The organism is Pedobacter sp. MR22-3 (assembly GCF_026240075.1).
Taxonomy (GTDB): Bacteria; Bacteroidota; Bacteroidia; order Sphingobacteriales; family Sphingobacteriaceae; genus Pedobacter.
Map to the genome: position 1 here is coordinate 631,677 of NZ_JAPIVF010000002.1, position 18,807 is coordinate 650,483.

At 39.5% G+C, this 18,807-nt stretch carries 14 protein-coding genes; 2 read left to right on the forward strand and 12 right to left on the reverse strand.

Annotated features, from left to right (window positions below; translation table 11 throughout):
• Nucleotides 1–6: 6 nt before the first annotated feature.
• From OQ267_RS06405 to OQ267_RS06425, 5 genes are all read right to left on the reverse strand, one after another.
• Nucleotides 7–390 carry a c-type cytochrome gene (locus OQ267_RS06405; protein WP_265819705.1) on the reverse strand — a complete coding sequence of 128 codons (384 nt, stop codon included), beginning with the start codon at nucleotides 388–390 and terminating at the stop codon, nucleotides 7–9.
• A 75-nt stretch (nucleotides 391–465) separates the two neighbouring features.
• Nucleotides 466–1,524, reverse strand: a complete 1,059-nt coding sequence (locus OQ267_RS06410; protein WP_265835279.1) for a sugar phosphate isomerase/epimerase family protein — start codon at nucleotides 1,522–1,524, stop codon at nucleotides 466–468.
• A gap of 8 nt (nucleotides 1,525–1,532) precedes the next feature.
• Nucleotides 1,533–2,690 carry a Gfo/Idh/MocA family protein gene (locus OQ267_RS06415; protein WP_265819703.1) on the reverse strand — a complete coding sequence of 386 codons (1,158 nt, stop codon included), beginning with the start codon at nucleotides 2,688–2,690 and terminating at the stop codon, nucleotides 1,533–1,535.
• 82 nt (nucleotides 2,691–2,772) lie between these two features.
• Entirely contained in the window at nucleotides 2,773–4,473 is a 1,701-nt protein-coding gene (locus tag OQ267_RS06420) for a GMC oxidoreductase (RefSeq protein WP_172406412.1), read from the reverse strand.
• 26 nt (nucleotides 4,474–4,499) lie between these two features.
• Nucleotides 4,500–5,084, reverse strand: coding sequence for a gluconate 2-dehydrogenase subunit 3 family protein (locus OQ267_RS06425; protein WP_088299325.1), 585 nt, complete (start codon nucleotides 5,082–5,084; stop codon nucleotides 4,500–4,502).
• A 525-nt stretch (nucleotides 5,085–5,609) separates the two neighbouring features.
• Here OQ267_RS06425 and OQ267_RS06430 point away from each other — a divergent pair.
• Together OQ267_RS06430 and OQ267_RS06435 are read left to right on the forward strand one after the other, a co-directional pair.
• On the forward strand, nucleotides 5,610–6,557 hold the full coding sequence (locus OQ267_RS06430; RefSeq protein WP_265835280.1) for an NAD-dependent epimerase/dehydratase family protein: 948 nt from the start codon (nucleotides 5,610–5,612) through the stop codon (nucleotides 6,555–6,557).
• 125 nt (nucleotides 6,558–6,682) lie between these two features.
• Nucleotides 6,683–7,411: a YebC/PmpR family DNA-binding transcriptional regulator gene (locus OQ267_RS06435; RefSeq protein ID WP_088299327.1), complete on the forward strand. Its 729-nt coding sequence runs from the start codon at nucleotides 6,683–6,685 to the stop codon at nucleotides 7,409–7,411.
• Between the two features lie 52 nt (nucleotides 7,412–7,463).
• On the opposite strand, the gene OQ267_RS06440 is transcribed toward OQ267_RS06435, so the two are convergent.
• The 7 genes from OQ267_RS06440 to OQ267_RS06470 form a co-directional block, all read right to left on the reverse strand.
• Nucleotides 7,464–8,243: a prolyl oligopeptidase family serine peptidase gene (locus tag OQ267_RS06440; RefSeq protein ID WP_265835281.1), complete on the reverse strand. Its 780-nt coding sequence runs from the start codon at nucleotides 8,241–8,243 to the stop codon at nucleotides 7,464–7,466.
• A 66-nt stretch (nucleotides 8,244–8,309) separates the two neighbouring features.
• Nucleotides 8,310–10,607, reverse strand: coding sequence for a beta-glucosidase BglX (gene bglX / locus OQ267_RS06445; RefSeq protein WP_265835282.1), 2,298 nt, complete (start codon nucleotides 10,605–10,607; stop codon nucleotides 8,310–8,312).
• Between the two features lie 26 nt (nucleotides 10,608–10,633).
• A complete protein-coding gene (locus OQ267_RS06450) occupies nucleotides 10,634–12,388 on the reverse strand; it encodes a family 43 glycosylhydrolase (protein WP_265835283.1) in 1,755 nt (584 codons plus the stop codon).
• A 13-nt stretch (nucleotides 12,389–12,401) separates the two neighbouring features.
• A complete protein-coding gene (locus OQ267_RS06455; protein WP_265835284.1) occupies nucleotides 12,402–12,803 on the reverse strand; it encodes a hypothetical protein in 402 nt (133 codons plus the stop codon).
• A 52-nt stretch (nucleotides 12,804–12,855) separates the two neighbouring features.
• Nucleotides 12,856–14,223, reverse strand: a complete 1,368-nt coding sequence (locus tag OQ267_RS06460; RefSeq protein ID WP_265835285.1) for a glucoamylase family protein — start codon at nucleotides 14,221–14,223, stop codon at nucleotides 12,856–12,858.
• A 56-nt stretch (nucleotides 14,224–14,279) separates the two neighbouring features.
• On the reverse strand, nucleotides 14,280–15,749 hold the full coding sequence (locus OQ267_RS06465) for a RagB/SusD family nutrient uptake outer membrane protein (RefSeq protein ID WP_265835286.1): 1,470 nt from the start codon (nucleotides 15,747–15,749) through the stop codon (nucleotides 14,280–14,282).
• A 22-nt stretch (nucleotides 15,750–15,771) separates the two neighbouring features.
• A complete protein-coding gene (locus tag OQ267_RS06470; protein WP_265835287.1) occupies nucleotides 15,772–18,804 on the reverse strand; it encodes a SusC/RagA family TonB-linked outer membrane protein in 3,033 nt (1,010 codons plus the stop codon).
• Nucleotides 18,805–18,807: the final 3 nt, after the last annotated feature.

Consider the following 18,807-nt stretch of genomic DNA (forward strand, 5'->3'; position numbering starts at 1 on the left):
GTATGCCTATTTCTTTTTTAAGGATAAGATATATTTAACCATCAATTTAGCATCGGCAGGTTTTAATGTTGAATGGGCTGTCATTGGCATAGTACCCCAAACACCTGTACCGCCCTTGATAATCTTATCTGCTAAATAATTGATGTTTTTTTCAGTTGCAGGGTATTTTTTAGCAATATCCATGTAAGAAGGACCAATAATCTTATTCACCTTGTTATGGCAACCAATACAATCTGATTTGTTAATCAGCTTTTCGCCTGCACTCATTTGCATGGCATGACTGGATAATGTAGCTGTTGCCACTACCGTTTTTTCTTTTTCTAAGTCTGCTTTGGTAAAAGAGGCCATAAAAATAACTACAGCGCCTAAACCTAATAATGTTTTTTTCATTTGTGTGTTTTTAATAACATGTGATGCTGCAGGTTTGATGATCTAATGTAGAAAACCATGCAGATTTTCATGTTGTTAGTCTTGTAATCCTAATATTTTTTTGTTGAAAGCGCTATCACTACCCGATGCAGCAAAATCATCAAATGCTTTATCGGTTACTTTTATGATGTGATTTTTTATAAATTCGGCACCTTCTCGGGCACCGTCTTCCTGGTTTTTAATGCAGCATTCCCATTCCATTACGGCCCAACCTTTAAAATCGTATTGTGCCAGTTTACTGAAAATGGTTTTAAAATCAACCTGGCCATCTCCAGGAGAGCGGTAGCGGCCTGCTCTGTTTGCCCAGCTTTGATAACCACCAAATGTACCTTGCTTACCTGTTGGATTAAATTCAGCATCCTTTACATGGAATGCTTTAATGCGTTCGTGGTAAATATCAATGTATTGAATATAATCCAACTGTTGTAATACAAAGTGAGATGGATCATACAATAAGCATGCCCTGTTGTGATTATTCACTGCCGCAAGGAACATTTCATAAGTTTCTCCGTCAAATAAATCTTCACCAGGATGAATTTCATAGCAAACATCTACACCACACTGATCAAATTCATTTAAAATAGGCATCCATCGTTTGCCCAGTTCGGCAAAACCTTCTTCCACTAAACCTGCCGGACGTTGTGGCCATGGATGGAAATACTGCCAAAGCAAGGATCCACTGAAAGTAGCATGTGCGTTTAACCCCAAATTTTGAGATGCTTTTGCGGCATATTTCATTTGCTGCACTGCCCATTCCGTTCTGGCTTTTGGATTCTTGTGCAATTCTTTTGGCGCAAAGGCATCAAATAAATCATCATAAGCAGGATGAACAGCAACCAATTGCCCTTGTAGGTGGGTAGATAATTCAGTGATTTCCAAACCATAAGAAGCAATAGTGCCTTTTAAGTCATCAGCATAGGTTTTACTCTCTGCGGCTTTCTGAAGATCGATAAACCTTTTATCCAGGGTTGGCATCTGGATCCCTTTAAAACCCAGGCCTGCAGCCCATTTGCATATGTTTTCCAGCGAATTAAACGGCGCATCATCACTGATGAACTGCGCTAAAAATACGGCCGGTCCTTTTATTGTTGTCATGCTTGTATTTAAATTTTATAATCCCACCATTTTTGGTCAGACTGGCTTGAGTTCACTACATTTTCAATGAATGCCATTCCCCGTATTCCATCATCAGCGGTAGGGAAATCTAACATTTCAGGTGTAGGTTGTTCCTGGTTCAGTTTTGCATTAACCGTTAAGGCAAAGTTTTTATAAATATTGGCGAATGCCTCAAGGTAACCTTCAGGATGTCCACCTGGTGTACGCGTATTGTGTTTCGCAAAGCTGCCCATATAACCGTTACCTGTTCTGTAAATTTGAGCCGGTGCATCAGGCCACTTTGCAATCAGTGTATTTGGTTCCATCTGATGCCATTCTAATCCCCCTTTTTCACCATAAACCTTAATTTTTAATGCATTTTCTTCACCTGCTGCAATTTGAGATGCAATGAGTACGCCATTTGATCCGTTATCGAACTTTAAAAGCACGTTTCCATCATCATCTATAGCTCTTCCAGGAACAACGATATTTAAATCCGCACAAATTTTGGCGATTTTCAAACCGGAAATATATTCTGCAAGATGTGCCGCATGTGTTCCAATGTCGCCCATACTGCCACTTTTTCCTGTTTTGGAAGGATCTGTACGCCAGGCGGCCTGTGCATTTCCTTCACGTTCAGACAAAGTACTTAACCATCCTTGCGGATATTCCACAATAATTTTTCTGATGGCGCCGAGCAAACCTTCACTTACCATTTGCCTGGCCTGTTTTACCATTGGATAGCCAGAGTAGGTATGCGTTAAACAAAGTGTTAAGCCTGTTTCTTCTACCTTTGCTTTTAACAGTTTAGCTTCTTCCAAGGTAAGCGTCATTGGTTTTTCGATCACCACGTTAAAGCCATGTTCCAGTGCCAGCATGGCTGGGGCAAAATGTGCGAAATTTGGGGTAACGATGGTTACAAAATCTATTTTTTCATCAGCAGGTAATTCACTTTCCTGCTGAATCATTTCTTCATAACTCTTATATATTCTGTTATCAGGGAGGAAGAGGATTTTACCGGATTCATAACCAACTTCCGGATTCACACTTAGTGCACCTGCGGTAAATTCGATTAAACCATCCATATTGGCCGCAAGGCGATGTACTGCACCGATGAAGGCGTCTTTTCCACCGCCTATCATGCCCATTCTTAATTTTCTTTTCATAGAGGTTAGGGTTTAAGATATAAGGTTTAAGGCTTTGGACTCCTAACCCTATACCTTAAACCTCATACCTTTTACCTATTAATTAAATGTTGTTTTTCTTTAATTCTTTCACTGCATAATCAGCAGCACGAGCGGTTAAAGCCATAAAAGTTAATGATGGGTTTTGACATGCGATTGAAGGCATACAGGCACCATCAGTTACAAACACGTTATTCACTTCATGCATTTGATTCCATTTGTTGAGAACTGAAGTTTTCGGATCATTACCCATTCTTGCCGTTCCCATTTCATGGATGGCCATACCCGGATAACAACCTGCATCATATGTTTTGATGTTTTTCATGCCCGCTTTTTCTAACATTTCTGCTGCATCATTCATCATATCCACACGCATTTTTTTCTCATTTTCTTTGTATTCGCAATCAATGGCTAATACTGGCTGACCCCATTTGTCTTTTTTAGTTTTATCAATGTAAACCTTGTTTTCATAGTATGGTAACATTTCTCCAAAACCGCCAAGACCCATGGTCCAGCTGCCTGGTTTCGTCATTTTTTCTTTTAAACCAGAACCAAATGAAAGTTCGGCAACATCACTTTGCCAGTTTGATCTGCTTGCACCACCCTGGTAACCGAAACCACGCAGGTAATCACGTTTATCATTTCCAATATTTTGGTATCGCGGGACATAAATGCCATTTGCCCGGCGTCCGTAGGTATATCTGTCATCAAAGCCTTCTGCTTCGCCTGAAGCACCACAGCGGAAATGATGATCCATTAAATTATGCCCCAATTGTCCACTTCCATTCCCTAATCCATTTGGATGTGCATCCGAAGTAGAGTTTAATAAAATAAAAGTTGAACCCAATGTAGAACCGTTCACAAAAATAATTTTTGCATAAAACTCCATGGTTTTGTTGGTTTCTGCATCGATTACCATTACGCCTTTTGCTTTTTTCGTGTCTTTATCATAAATGATATGATTTACGATAGAGTAAGGTCTTAACGTTAAACGTTTAGTAGCCATTGCTGCAGGCAGGGTAGAGGATTGCGTACTGAAATACGCACCAAACGGACAACCACGGCTGCATAAGTTACGGTATTGGCAGTTTCCACGGCCTTTATGAGGAACAGTTAGATTGGCTACACGGCCAATCATCATGATTCGCTCTCTTTTGTAATGCTCCTCAATCCTGGCTTTTACTGATTTTTCAACAATATTCAAGTCCATTGGAGGTAAGAATTCTCCATCCGGGCAGGTTGACCAGTTTTCCTTAGAACCACTTATTCCTGCAAAGCGCTCTGCATAATCATACCATGGAGAAAGTTCTTTGTAACGTAGAGGCCAGTCACTACCGTGTCCGTCTTTTGCATTATCTTCTAGGTTATGTTCACTTAAGCGGTAACTCTGACGGCCCCACATTAAAGACTTACCACCAACATGAAAACCACGGTACCAGTCGAAACGTTTATCTTCTGTATACGGACATTCCAAATCATTTACCCACCATTTTTCATTGGCCTCACTATATGGATAATCTCTTTTTTGTACCGGGTGCGTACGTTTTTGCTCTTCGGTTAATCTGCCTGCATGTTCAAAATCCCAAGGATTTTTCATGGCTGTTTCATAACCGGTAATGTGCTCAATGTTCATTCCTCTTTCGAGCATTAATACCCGTAAGCCCTTTTCTGTAAGTTCTTTTGCAGCCCAGCCGCCACTAATCCCCGATCCTATTACAATGGCATCGTAAGTATTTTCAGCTTTTAAATTTGTATTTAAATTCATGATGTTTTGTCGTTGTAGTTTTGAAATTAGGTAGCCCAGGATTTTTGTCCGGGTTTCAGCTTGGTATTGCCATCGTATCTTCCGGGAACAAGAATATATTCTCGGGCTTTGGTGCATCCAATTTCAGAAGAATAGTAGCCCAATAAGGTAAGATCTCTGGCCGTAATGAAAAAGTAAACCAGATCCTTATTTTCTTCTGATTTTGTTTCTTTTTGGGCTATAGACATTAGTCTTAAATCAACCATTAATTTGGTACGTTCAGGAACGGTTAAGGCCACATAACTTTTTTTGAAATCTTGCATCGACTTGTCCTGAAGTTGTTTGAAACCCCTTGCAAATGAGGTTTGCATTTCCTTCGGATAGCAATCCTGCATCATCATTGGAATGAATTTACCTAGGCCTGCAGCTTTAGCGCCGGCAGATGATTTAGTTGTCGGGACAATAATATCGGCAAATTCGGCGAAAATTTTTTGATCCTGTACTGAAAATGAAACAAAATTCTTTTCATTTTCAGGGAGTGTAAAACTTTCAAATAGAACGCCCATTGTACTCGCTGAGATGGCTCCTCCCAGTAAAAATGCAACGTTTTTGAGTGCTTCTCTTCTGTGCATCGTTTTTGTATTTTTATATATTGGTTATTTATGCGTTGGATAGGTAATATTAGAAAAAAATGGCATGATAATCAAATATGAAAGCTTTAATTCCGTATTCGCAATGCGATTGTTACTAAATAGAATTGTTCTAAATAATTAATTAATTACTGTCTTAAGTACGTTTATGTTGGTTTTTGTAGGCTAAATACTTCGTGTACTAATTACATTAACCTTAGATAAAGATAAGTTTTTTTCATAAATTCTCACCTCTCCTGCTTTTGAAAGATTTTTTTTTGTTTTGTTTTCTTTTTCTTCGCTCTAATTTTAAAATTTGTCAGCTTTGAATTGGCATTATTTTTAGCTTTTATGATCGATTATCAGCAATGCACCGTAATAAAAATTCCTATTTATGTTGATGGTACAAAGCAGTTTCCAGAAATATTGATTTATTTATTATCGGAAACACACATCGCATATGCTTAGTACAAATATTTTATAGCCTTTTGTCTCATTTTTTTACCTTTGCACATTCTCAAAAAAAATATGCAGGAAGAAATTATTGTTTTAGGCTCTAATGGCCAGATTGGTACGGAGTTGGTAACCATGTTACGTAAGATATATGGTGATGATCATGTGGTTGCCTGCGATATCCGCAGACCTGATTATGACATCAAAAATTCTGCTCCTTTCGAGTTTGTAAATGTTCTGGATAAAGAAATGATCAATGGCATTTTCAAAAAATACAAACCTACGCAGGTTTATCTTTTGGCTGCTCTATTATCGGCAACCGGAGAACAAAATCCTAAACTGGCCTGGGATCTGAATATGAACGGTCTTTTAAATGTGCTGGATTTAGCACTTGAATATAGAGTGGCGAAGGTTTACTGGCCAAGTTCCATTGCTGTTTTCGGACCAAATTCACCAAAGGATAATACTTCGCAATTTTGTGTAATGGATCCGAATACGGTTTACGGCATTAGTAAGCTGGCCGGAGAGCGCTGGTGCGAATACTATAACCAGAAATATGGTTTAGATGTAAGAAGTATCCGGTACCCCGGATTAATCAGCTGGAAAGCTGCCCCGGGTGGCGGAACAACGGATTACGCCATTCACATTTTTCATGAGGCCTTGAAAAAGGGAAGTTACCAGAGTTTCCTGAATGCAGAAACCGAACTGCCAATGATGTACATGGATGATGCCATCCGCGGCACTATTGAGTTAATGGATGCACCGGCCGATCAAATTTCTGTACGCAGCAGTTACAATTTTGGTGGCGTCAGTTTTACGCCGGAAGTGCTTGCGGCAGAGATTAAAAAACATATTCCGGATTTTACCTTAACTTACGCCAGCAATGATCCACGTCAGCAAATTGCCAATAGCTGGCCACGTTCAATTGATGATGGTTTCGCAACTAAAGACTGGGGCTGGAAACCTGAATTTGATCTGGCGAAAATGACAGAAGACATGTTAACGAATTTAAAGAAGAGCTAAAAGCTAAGCGAAAATAAAAGCAAAAAGCTGAAGGAATAAATTAAAAAATAAATAATTAGGTACAGGGTTGGAAGGTTGAAGGCCTAAGGTCTCTTATCTCACATCTCCTATCTCAATACTAAAACATGGGAAGAGCATTCGAATTTAGAAAAGAAAGAAAATTTAAGCGTTGGGCCAAGATGGCCGTTCAATTTACGCGTATTGGTAAAGATATTGTAATGGCAGTAAAGGAATCCGGACCTCATCCGGAAACCAATTCACGTTTACGTACAGCCATGCAAAATGCGAAAGCTGTAAATATGCCAAAGGACAGGGTAGAAGCTGCAATCAAGCGTGCATCTGATAAGTCGATGGCTAACTATGAGGAAATTGTATATGAAGGTTATGCGCCTCATGGTGTTGCGGTTTTAATTGAAACGGCTACAGATAATACCAACCGCACCGTTGCCAATGTGCGTAGCTATTTTAACAAAACTGATGGTTCCCTGGGTAAAACAGGTTCCCTGGATTTTGTTTTCAGCCGCAAATCTGTTTTTCGCTTTGTTCCTGCTGAAGGTTTGGATTTGGAAGAACTTGAATTTGAATTGATTGATGCCGGTTTAGAAGAGTTATATGTAGAGGCTGATGAAGAAGGAAATGATATCGCGGTTGCACAGGGTGCTTTTGAAAACTTCGGTTCATTGCAAAAAGCTTTGGAAGAAAAAGGAATCGAACTGAAAAGTTCCAAATTAGAGCGTATTGCTTTATCACATCATGAAGTAACAGAGGAGCAGGCAGCTGATGTATTAAAACTGATTGATAAATTAGAGGAAGATGATGACGTTCAGGCGGTTTACCATAATATGGCTGAATAGTAATTAATGATCAAGACCATATAGATTCTTAAAATCTATATGGTCTGAAATTTTATCTCTTATGTCCAAATAACCAAGGCAGCAAGTCTGGTTCAGCAAAAGCATTATCCCAGCTGTTGTGGTTGGCATTTGGGTATAGCGTAAATTTTACATCATCGCCAACGGTTTTCAACCTTTCGGCAATGGCCATTGAAAAGGCCGGATCTACAATATCATCTTTTCCGCCGTGAAAAATCCAAAGGGGCACGTTTTGGTATTTTTTAATGTTGTTGGTGTTATCGCCACCACAAATGGCAAAAGCTGCGGCAAATGTTCTTCGCTGTCTTCTCAGTAATTCATAAGTGCCCATTCCACCCATAGAGAGGCCACCAACATAGACTTGTTTTTTATCAAGAAACGGTTTTTTTAGAAAATCTTTTACCATCCCTTGTAAGGCCCGCATGGCCCGGGTTGGTTTGCCAGCTTCCACAAAACTAAACTTTCTTTTCCCTTTATCATTCGTTGTGATGTTTACATTGGCCCAGTAACTATCTGCAGGGCATTGTGGAAACACCACAATTGCAGGAAAATTCTTCCTGATATCATCTCTCAGAAATAGTCTGGCACCATGTGTTAATTGTTTTTCATTGTCGCTTCCGCTTTCGCCACGGCCATGCAATACAAATAAAACCGGGTATTTTTGTGTGGGATTAAAGTTCTCAGGGAAGAGGATTCTGTAATGAATGGAGTCGCCTCTTTTGATAAAACTTCCATACTCGTATTTCTTTAAATCCTGGGCATTTAAAAGAGGGAAACTGAAAATTAAACAAAGGGATAGGATAATCTTTTTCATCTGACAAAAATAAAAAACCCTGATCATTTTGCAATGGGTCAGGGTTTAGTGAACCATTTGATTTCTTTATTTTAATGTAAAAGCAGCTTCTTTTACGTCTCTGGAATTGGTACCGATAAATACTTTAAAATCTCCTGGTTCAGCAACGAATTTTAGTTCTGAATTGTAGAATTTCAAATCATTTTCTGAAATATTAAAACTGATGGTTTTGCTTTCACCGGCTTTTAAACTTACTTTCTGAAAACCTTTCAACTCCTTTACCGGGCGGGTAATGCTGCCCACCAAATCGCGGATGTATAATTGAACCACTTCTTTGCCGTCATACTTTCCGGTATTACTCAAGGTAACCGATGCAGTAATTGATTTTCCTTTGGTTAAAGTGTTAGCACTTAATTTCACATCACTATAATCAAATGTGGTGTAACTCAAACCGAATCCAAATGGGTATAACGGATCATTACTTACATCTAAATAATTGGAACGGAATTTTTCAAACCATTTTCCTTCAGCCAGAGGACGTCCGGTGTTTTTATGTGCATAATATAACGGCACCTGTCCAACGTTTTGAGGAAAAGTGGTACTCAGTTTTCCTGAAGGATTAACTTTGCCGAACAATACGTCTGCGATGGAATTTCCGGCTTCACTTCCCGGGAACCAAACATTTAAAATGGCAGGGATATTTTCTTCTTCCCACTTCAAGGCTAATGGACGGCCTGTAAATAATACGAGTACTATGGGTTTGCCTGTTTTTGCCAATGCTTTTAACAGGTTTTTTTGGGTTTCAGGAATCTGAATATCCGTAACACTACTGCTTTCCCCTGTAAATTCAGAACCTTCGCCAAGTGTAGCCACGATGACATCGGATTTTTCGGCCACTTTTAAAGCTTCTTTAATCATTTCTGCTTCTGTGCGTCCATCCCGTTTATATGTAGGATTGTGCACATTTACATAACGGTGTTCCATGGCAGAATCGGCCAGGAAATTAGAACCACGAGCAGTTAAAATCCTGGCATCGTTGCCTAAAGCATTTTTTAATCCTTGTAATACGGTAACAGACTTATCAAACAAGGCAGCAACACTCCAGGTTCCATACATGTTAGCGGTGTTATCTGCCAGTGGGCCAATTAAACCAATGGTACCTGATTTTTTTAAGGGCAGAATGTTGTTGTTGTTTTTAAGTAATACGAAACTTTCAGCTGAAATATCACGGGCTACCTGACGGTTTTCGGCATTGAAAACATCTTTTTCGGCTCTTTCTGTACTTAAGAATTTATAAGGATCAGTAAATAAACCCAGTTTATATTTCGCCTGAAGGATTAAACGGCAGGCCCTGTTAATTTCATTGATGCTAACTTTTTTCTCTGCCAGTGATTTTTTTAACGTACTTAAAAATCCTTCGCCAACCATATCCATATCAATGCCGGCATTCATGGCCAATGCAGATACCGTTTGTAAATCCCCCATTCCGTGCGCGATCATTTCAGGAATACCTGTATAATCGGTTACCACGAAGCCTTTAAAACCCCATTGGTTGCGTAGAACATCAGTCATTAACCATTTGCTTCCTGTAGCCGGGATACCATCAACTTCGTTAAATGAAGCCATGATACTGGCTGCACCGGCATCTACAGCTGCTTTATAAGGAGGGAAATATTCATTATACATCCTTACCTTGCTCATATCAGTCGTATTGTAATCTCTGCCTGCTTCAGCTGCTCCGTATAAAGCATAGTGTTTTACACAAGCTAAAATTTCATTGTTGGCTTGTAACCTGCCCTGATAGCCTTTTACCATGGCTGCTGCAATTTTTGAACCGAGGTAAGGATCTTCACCACTACCTTCAGAAATCCGGCCCCATCGTGGATCGCGTGAAATATCTACCATAGGGGAGAAGGTCCAGTTAATACCGCTTGCACTGGCTTCAATGGCTGCAATTCTGGCTGTTTTTTGTACCAGATCCATATCCCAGATACAGCTAACGCCTAATGGAATTGGGAAAACAGTGTTATAGCCATGAATGACGTCCATACCAAAAAGTAATGGAATTTTCATTCTGCTCTGTTCTACCGCAACCTTTTGTACCGCTTTGATTTTTTCTACACCTTTGATGTTGAACAAACCGCCTACCTGTCCGGCTTCGATTTTTTTACCAATGTCGCTGCTATTGGCTTGTCCGGTAGTGATGTCTCCGGAACTTGGTAAATTCAGCTGCCCAATCTTTTCATCAACTGTCATTTTCGACATGAGGTTGGTGATAAAGGTATTCATCTTTGCCTCTTCGGGAGATACTGTTTTTTTGTTTTGTGCTGATGCGTTCAGCGCAAAGGATGCTAATAAAATAATCAGGATTTTCGCTCTATTCATTATATGTGTGTTTTATTCTTTTAAAATTAATCTACTTTCTTTACCGTTGTTTTCTCTGAAACGCCATTTTCGTTGATGGCTTCAATTGAAAAGTAGTAGGCTTTCTGGCTATCCATTGCCTTAAACCAATATTCATTAAAATCATGTATCATGATGCAGTTATACAGTTTATCTGGCGCTGTTCCATAATACAGGTTGTAGGCAAAAGCATTGTCAACAGGTTCCCATTTAATGTAAGCACTACGTTTATCTTTTTCAGTTCTTAATACCACTGGATTTTCAACTGCTGATGGTTTTTTGCCGTTTCCATTTCCGAAAACACGTAAACCGCTTATGGCAAACTTTCCGGTGGGCATATGGATATTGACCATTTTGATAAACCTGGTTTTAACCGCTTTCTGAAGTTCGATGTAATCATGAGGCACATCCGTTTTGTTTTTGCTTTTATCAACCAGCATGGTCCACTTCTTTCCGTCAGTTGAAGAAAGAATCTGGTATTGGTGATAAATTCCAATTTGTTTACCTATAAACGTGGCATCCTGATCAGCATAATTAATCTGAATGGCATTAACAGCGGCCAGGCTGCCTAAATCAGTTTGAATCCATTCACCTTTATTCGCTGTTCTGGCGCTCCAATAGGTTTTAATATTTTCATCAACTGCATTGTTGGCGTAGAAGCTACCCAGTGTGGAAGAAACCATTACGGGCTTTTTATAATTGATCAGCATCCAGCCTGGTCCGGCAGGGCCATTTTCTTTTCTTTCAGCTGGAAGATATAGCGGATAATCTCCAAATGCGGTATTCGTCCACATCACGTCATCCTTGTCAAACCCTGTTGGCCAGATGCCCATCCGGCGTTCCCAGGTATTTTTAACGCAGATGATGCTGGTGGAAATGTGCCAATAATTTTTAGCATTATCCTGAAAGGTGGCACCATGGCCTGCACCCCGTGAAAACCCACCACCTTTATAACTTAAGGGGTCAGATTGTGGTGTAAACTGCGTATCGTAAAATAAAGGTTTGCTTCCTACCACCACACCATCAGAATACCCGCTGAATTCTGTTCCCGGCGCACCATATTGGAAGTAATATTTGCCATTGTGCTTGGTCATCCAGGCACCTTCGGCAAAAGGATCTAAAAAAGTATTATCCATATATTCTCCAAAGCGTTGCCAGCCATAGCGCCAGCTTTCGAGTAAATACATGGGCGTTCGTGTTCCTTTAGGTTTAAAGGTTTTGCGGTCTAACTCTACACCATACATCGGGTAATTATTACTGCTGCCGTTGTACATGTAAAATTTGCCATCATCATCTGTAAAAAAGGAAGGATCCCATCCGCCAATTTCCAGCGAATCAACCAGCGGAAACCATTTATTGCCTTTGGGGTCAGTGCTTCCCCATAAAGTGAAGTTTTTGGTATAGGTACTGCCGAAGACGACCATGGTATCACCTACAATGCCTACGCCAGGAGCACAAAGCTCATCTTTGGTTTTATTCCACGGGCGAAGAAATTTGCGTTCTACAAATTTCCAGTTCAGCATATCGGGACTGTGCCAGTAACCCCATTGGTTGGTACTGAAGAGGTAAAAGTCGCCTTTGTAATTTACAATTACAGGGTCGGCTGTAGCACGGTGTTTTCCCCATTTGGTAAAATCTTCAATAGGAGTGTAACCATAATCAACATTGATGGGGTTACAATAGGTTTTTTGCTGAGCATAAATGCGATAGCTATTGCAAAACAGCGCTGTAATTACAAATATTTTGAATAAATGTTTAGCCATTATTCCTTCGTAATTAATTAAAAATGGTGATTCTAGCGCAGCTGGAACAGCCTATCGCCATGCCACTTACACTAAGCCCGGTAACATGCGTACGATGTTCCAAGTAAACCCACATATCATGGGCACCTCCCGCAGAAGTTAATTTTACGGTATAGATGTCACTATTTTCAGGTATTTGTCCGATAATTGTTGCATTTGGCGTATTCGGAGCAATAAAAAAAGAATAAGTGCCACCACTGGTGTTGTTCTCTAACTGTACATAAATGCCGTCGCTGGTTGAATTGGTTGCGGTTACATTTACGGTAGCAAATTTTGCCTTTATTGTCTTATGTTTAACCTTTGGTAGGGTTGTAAAACTTGAATTAAGGATTACGAATCCCATCATTGCTGTCAATATTAAAATTACTTTTTTCATGGTTTTTGAATTTAAGTTTAAATATATGATGGCTAAACATTTATATGGAATGCTAAGGTTTAAACTGGAAATCGAGTTTTGTTAACCCTTTTTGTACGTCGGAGTTACTCATAAATAATTTCCATAATAAACCTGATCTGTAATTTTCGATCATCACCACCATTGGCCCCTGATCGATGCCTAAATATCTTTTTGGATACCAGTTCTCACTTTCAGAAAAAGCATCATAGAAGCCATATTTACCCCAAACCTTATCGCCTAAGTCTTCATAAAGATGGCGGATAACCTTCATTGATTCTTTTGATGTATATGGGATGGATGAAATGGCTGCGGTAGGGGAGATTACCCCAAAATCTTCCTGTGGATTATGCGCAGCATAGCCTTTAACCGAGTAGCTTGCGGTTAATCCCCAGCTGTTTTCGCCATATCCTTTAAACTTCTCAGGATTAGCCACACAGTAATCATGAATGACAAGGGTATGGTTCACATTATTTTGCCAGTAATCGGCATAGCGGTCTTTTAAACCTTTAGGATTTAATCCGAGATAGGAATAATGTGCCCAGAATAATGGACCAACAGATTTTTTTTGTCCCTGATATTTCAATGTGAATGGATGACCATATACCTTAAAATCAGCTTTGATTGCGCCATTGTCGGCCCAGCCCTGATGATAAACTTCGGCAGGAACGGTATGGGTAGGTGATGCAGCTGCTAAAACATACATAATTAAACATTCATTATAGCCCTTAACAGGAAAGTTCATTTCCCACTGGTATTCCGGCGACCAATGCCAGTATAGTACATTCTGGTTGCCGTTGCGGTACCAGTTGAAATCAATACCCTTCCAAAGTTCATCTGCTTTTTTTGCCAGGGCTTTATCTTCAGCAGATCCGTTTTTGTAATAAGCATCGATACAAATCAGTGCCTGAGCGACAAATGAAGTTTCGACTAAATCGCCTCCATTATCTTTTTGTCCGAATGGACGCACTTTACCGGTTTCCCCGTAAAGCCAATGCGGCCAGGCGCCGTGGAAACGATCAGCCTTAGCCAGAAAATCAAGTATTTTATTCAGGCGTGTTAAGCCATCATGTTTCGTTACATAACCCCTGTCTATTCCACTTAAAATGGCCATTAATCCGAAACCTGTTGCTCCTGTCGCTACCGTACTTTTGTCATTTTCAGGATAAATATTATCAACATGATAACGTTCTCTTCCCGCACCGGATGTAGGTTCGGCACCATCCCAAAAATATTGGAAGGTTTGTTTCTGAACAAGGTCTAAAAGTTCTTCATCAGAAAGATTTTTTTTAATGGTTTGCTGAGCACTATCATTGGTGTTTTCTTTTTGTGCACATGATGAAAGTGAAACCAGAAGGAGCGAGAAAATTAGGATGTTACGGATAAGGTAAGTTTTTAACATAGCGGTTTAAAAAAAAAGGTTGCCAGATCATCTGGCAACCTTTATCAAAATTTTTATTAGTAACCAGGATTCTGCGTGAGCAAGCCTCCGCTTAATTCAATTTCTGTTTGTGGGATTGGCCATACTTCATTTTTATTAGCCTTCCAACCTTTAACACCAAATACTTCAGCACCTCTACCTTGACGGATCACATCAAAATAACGGTCATTCTCTAAAGCCAACTCCACTTTTCTTTCCCTGTAGATGGCTGAACGAAGTAAAGCTTTATCTGTTGTGATAACATCAGGAAGAATTCCAGTTAAGGAGCCTCTTGCACGAGCACGTACTTTATTTAGCGATGTTAAGGCTAAAGAAGAATTTCCTAGTTCATTTGCTGCTTCAGCATTCATAAGCAAGACATCAGCGAATCTTAGCGCTCTGAAATTTTGCTGAGATCCCTGATTTCCGGCAATGTACATGCTGAATGGAACATATGATTTTTGATTATACCCAATATTTACTAAATTGGTTTTGATGATATCTCCCTGTGGAGTAGTTTCACCAGGAAAAATTATAGTCGCATCTCTTCTTGGATCACCCGTTTCAAAGCCGTCAATTAATACCTGAGATGGTGTGTTAAAGCCCCAACCTCCTGCCGGTTCTCCGGCTACACCCTGAACCTGGCTATATTGCGAGTTCGAGGCATCTAGGTTTGTAGGATAGTATTCACATTGAACTTCAAACAAAGATTCAACATTGTTTTCATTTTGGGTGCGAAACCCTTTTTCAAAATCTGGAAACAGAGCATAACCCAAAGATATGACCTGATTGGTTAATGATAATACATCACTCCATTTTTGTTGATACATGGCTACTTTAGCATGCATACCAATAGCTGCTCCTTTTGTAGCTCTGCCTAAGTCTGCAGCACCATAAGAGGCCGGTAATACTGCAGCTGCTTCGTTTAAATCCTTTTCAATCTGCGCATATACGGCTGCCTTATCTGCTCTTGGAATATTATATTCTGAAGCATCTGCGGGAACCTTAAGCCTAAGGGGAACACCACCATAAGCTCTGACTAACCTGAAATAAGAATAAGCCCTCACAAATTTGGCTTCAGCCAGATAACGCGATTTTAAACTTTCATCCATAGAAATGGAAGGAATGTTATCCAATACCTGGTTGCAGAGATTGATATTTCTATACTGACCTGTCCAGAAACTTTGTAAAGAACCTTCAGTAGAAGTAACAGTGAAGGTATCATATAAATTAAAGAAGGTAGCATCAACTGGTGTACTGCCCTTATCTGCCTCGTCAGAGCCTGTACTTTCTATGGCTATAGCGGGAAAAGCCAGGTTTTCCCATGTACGTAAGTTTCCATAAATCGCGTTAACCGCTTTAGTTGCATCATCTTGGGTTTTCCAGAACTGCTGCGCAGCCTGTTGCCCTTGTGGATCTACATCAAGAAAGCTTTTTTTACAGGAAGATGCGAGCATTAAAGTGGATAACACACCAACTGCACACCATCTTTGTAATTTTATGTTCATATATGTTTTCATTTCAAATCAATTAAAAAGTTAAGTTTACACCAATATTGTAGGTAGCAAACATTGGATATACGTTTAGATCTATACCTGCCTTGGTGGGTACACCTCCAACCTCAGGCGTAAAACCCCTGTATCCAAATAAGTTAACTGCGTTTTGTGCATTGGCAAATACGCGTAATTTTTGTATTTTCCATTTAGAAGTTAACTGTTGTGGCAAATTATAACCCAATTGAATATTTCTTAATCTGATATAAGCACCACTTTCTACATAAAATGAATTGGTTTGGTTATTGTTCCCGCCAGCCAAATTTGTTGAAGGATAGGTATTACTAGTTCCAGCACCTGTCCACCTGTTGTCATAGAACTCTTTAGTGTAATTCTCATTACCTAATCTGTTGCCTAAGTTTGCGTTAAATACATCTACGTCTGCAACGCCTTGAATATCAACTGTTAAATCGAAATTTTTGTATGCAAAGTTTGTGTTAACACCATAAGTGTACTTAGGGTTTGGATTTCCAAGAAAGGTTTTGTCTTTTTGGTCAATAATTCCATCTCCATTTAAGTCTGCATATTTAAAATCTCCAGGTTTGGCTCCGGATAACCCAGATGTAGCAGCTTCCTGTGCAGTTTGAATAATGCCAGTTACCTGATAACCAAAAAAAGATCCAATTGGCTGCCCAACTACTGTTCTGGTTGGAACCACTGCATTATTTAATCCATCTCCACCAGCATCAATTGGATTGGATCCAGAAGTAACATTCAGCACTTTATTGTTATTAATGCCTATATTTCCACTGATGGAATAAGTTAAACCGCCGTCAGTTTTATCAGACCAGGTAGCTACTAGCTCAAACCCTCTGTTTCTGAAGTCAGCCTGGTTACCTAATAATAAACTGTTAGAAGTACCTAATGAACCTAGGATAGGAATGTTAAAGATTGCCTGCTCTGTTTTTTTGTTATAGTAATCGGCCTCAATGGATAGTTTATTATTGAAAAACCCCATTTCTAAACCAATATCAGTTCCTGCACTGCGCTCCCAGAAAAGTGCTGGAGGAACTATGGTTGTTACACTGGCACCGGTATTTGCTACACCATTATAAAACGCAATTAAAGCAGCACTTTGATTTACTGTAAGTGTTGTAGGATTGATTGGTACACCTGCATTACCCACTTTACCCCAGCTACCTCTTAATTTTAAATTGCTGAAGATTTTCTGGTCTTTCATGAAATCTTCATTGCTGATCACCCAACCTGCACCAACTGAAGGGAAATATCCCCATAAATCACTGCCGCCAAAAAATTGCGAGGCAGCATCAGCTCTCAATGAAGCATTCAATAAGTACTTATTTTTGAAACCATAATTTATCCGTCCAAAATAAGATGTAGCTGTGTTTAATGATCCTTCATCTTCAATTTTTCTGCCATCAGCATTGCCTAAACGCAAGTAAAGGTCTCCTTCAGATTGATAAGGAACGTTTTGTGCAGTTCCGGTTACGGTATAAGATTTATAGCGTTGTGCGGTTTGGCCTGCCAGGACGGTCAAGCTATGATCATTCCACTTATTTTCATAAGTTAATGTATTTTCCAGAATCCAGTTTCTTGTTTCAACCCTGCCGATAGTGAGGTTACTGATATTGGTGTTTTGTGCACTGGTAGCAAAATACTTAGGTACATATATGGTATTTTCTTCCTGTCCGAAATCTCCACCTGCACTTGTTTTAAATGTAAAATGTTTTGCAAACTTTAATTCTGCATAAACATTCCCAGTTATTCTGTATTTTGAAGTTCTGCTATTGTTGAAATCAAGCGTTGCTTGTGGGTTTACATTACTTCCGTTACCTAAATTTACGGTAGAGTTTCCATTTGAAACTTTAGTAGGATCTCCATAGGAACCATCTGCATTAAAAATAGGTAAAACAGGAGCAGCTGTATATAGAGCGCGGTATATTGATTCAGGAACATTCTTAGATATACTAGAGCTACCAGTAACATTATAACCTATTTTAAGATTTTTATGTACCTGAAAATCGTTTGATAAACGTGCAGTATATCTCTTATAATTATTGGTTTTTATGATACCATCCTGATCTACATAACCCAATGAAAAATTATAACTTGATTTTTCTGTTGCGCCATTGATGGAAAGTTGATGATTACTAATAATAGCATTTCTTAATGCTTGATCATACCAGTCGGTACCTTCTCCAAGATTAGTATTTGTAAATAAAGGGGTGGCACCATTAATTGCATAGGCTTCATTTACTGCGGTTGCGTATTCACTTGCATTAGTCATTTTAACTGCATTTGTAACACTTTGCAAACCTACAGTACCATTGTAATTAATTGTAGCGTTACCGCTTTTACCCTTAACAGTAGTTACCAATACTACACCATTTGCAGCACGAATACCATAAATTGATTGTGAAGATGCATCTTTTAAAATATTGATACTTGCAATATCAGCAGGATTCAAAAATGTAATATCATCATACCAAACACCATCCACAACATATAATGGTCCGGTGTTACCATAAATAGTTCCCGTTCCACGAATGGTAATTTGAGGCGACGATCCAGGTGTAGCGTTATTGCTGATAGAAACCCCTGCAACTTTACCTTGTAAGCCACTAATTGGATTAGTAGATGGTTGTTTTGAAATATCCTCACCCTTAACACTGGCTACCGATCCGGTTACATCAATTTTTCTTTGTGTACCATAACCTACCACTACAACCTGCTCTAATTGTTGTGTTGATGAAGCTAAAGCCACATTAATGGCGGTGCGGTTAGCCACTGCCTGCTCTTGTGCCGTGTAACCTACAAAATTGAATACTAAAGTGGCATCAGCAGGTGCGCTGATTGAGTAATTCCCGTCTGCATCCGTCTGCGTTCCCCCTTGTGCACCCTTAATTGTAATGGTTACGCCCGGTAAAGATGTCTTATCACCTCCATCAGTTACTTTACCTTTAATGGTAATGTTTTGCGCAAATGCTACGTTAATGGTTAGCAAGCAAAATGCAGCGAGAACAGAAATTCTTGTAAAGATTCTTTTCATGCT

Excerpts from the sequence above, each read along its gene's own strand:
- OQ267_RS06415 (WP_265819703.1), bottom strand. The coding sequence starts at position 2,690 with ATGAAAAGAAAATTAAGAATGGGCATGATAGGCGGTGGAAAAGACGCC.
- OQ267_RS06435 (WP_088299327.1), top strand. The coding sequence starts at position 6,683 with ATGGGAAGAGCATTCGAATTTAGAAAAGAAAGAAAATTTAAGCGTTGG.
- OQ267_RS06460 (WP_265835285.1), bottom strand. The coding sequence starts at position 14,223 with ATGTTAAAAACTTACCTTATCCGTAACATCCTAATTTTCTCGCTCCTT.
- OQ267_RS06450 (WP_265835283.1), bottom strand. The coding sequence starts at position 12,388 with ATGGCTAAACATTTATTCAAAATATTTGTAATTACAGCGCTGTTTTGC.
- OQ267_RS06470 (WP_265835287.1), bottom strand. The coding sequence starts at position 18,804 with ATGAAAAGAATCTTTACAAGAATTTCTGTTCTCGCTGCATTTTGCTTG.
- OQ267_RS06430 (WP_265835280.1), top strand. The coding sequence starts at position 5,610 with ATGCAGGAAGAAATTATTGTTTTAGGCTCTAATGGCCAGATTGGTACG.
- bglX (WP_265835282.1), bottom strand. The coding sequence starts at position 10,607 with ATGAATAGAGCGAAAATCCTGATTATTTTATTAGCATCCTTTGCGCTG.
- OQ267_RS06455 (WP_265835284.1), bottom strand. The coding sequence starts at position 12,803 with ATGAAAAAAGTAATTTTAATATTGACAGCAATGATGGGATTCGTAATC.
- OQ267_RS06425 (WP_088299325.1), bottom strand. The coding sequence starts at position 5,084 with ATGCACAGAAGAGAAGCACTCAAAAACGTTGCATTTTTACTGGGAGGA.
- OQ267_RS06410 (WP_265835279.1), bottom strand. The coding sequence starts at position 1,524 with ATGACAACAATAAAAGGACCGGCCGTATTTTTAGCGCAGTTCATCAGT.
- OQ267_RS06420 (WP_172406412.1), bottom strand. The coding sequence starts at position 4,473 with ATGAATTTAAATACAAATTTAAAAGCTGAAAATACTTACGATGCCATT.
- OQ267_RS06465 (WP_265835286.1), bottom strand. The coding sequence starts at position 15,749 with ATGAACATAAAATTACAAAGATGGTGTGCAGTTGGTGTGTTATCCACT.
- OQ267_RS06440 (WP_265835281.1), bottom strand. The coding sequence starts at position 8,243 with ATGAAAAAGATTATCCTATCCCTTTGTTTAATTTTCAGTTTCCCTCTT.
- OQ267_RS06405 (WP_265819705.1), bottom strand. The coding sequence starts at position 390 with ATGAAAAAAACATTATTAGGTTTAGGCGCTGTAGTTATTTTTATGGCC.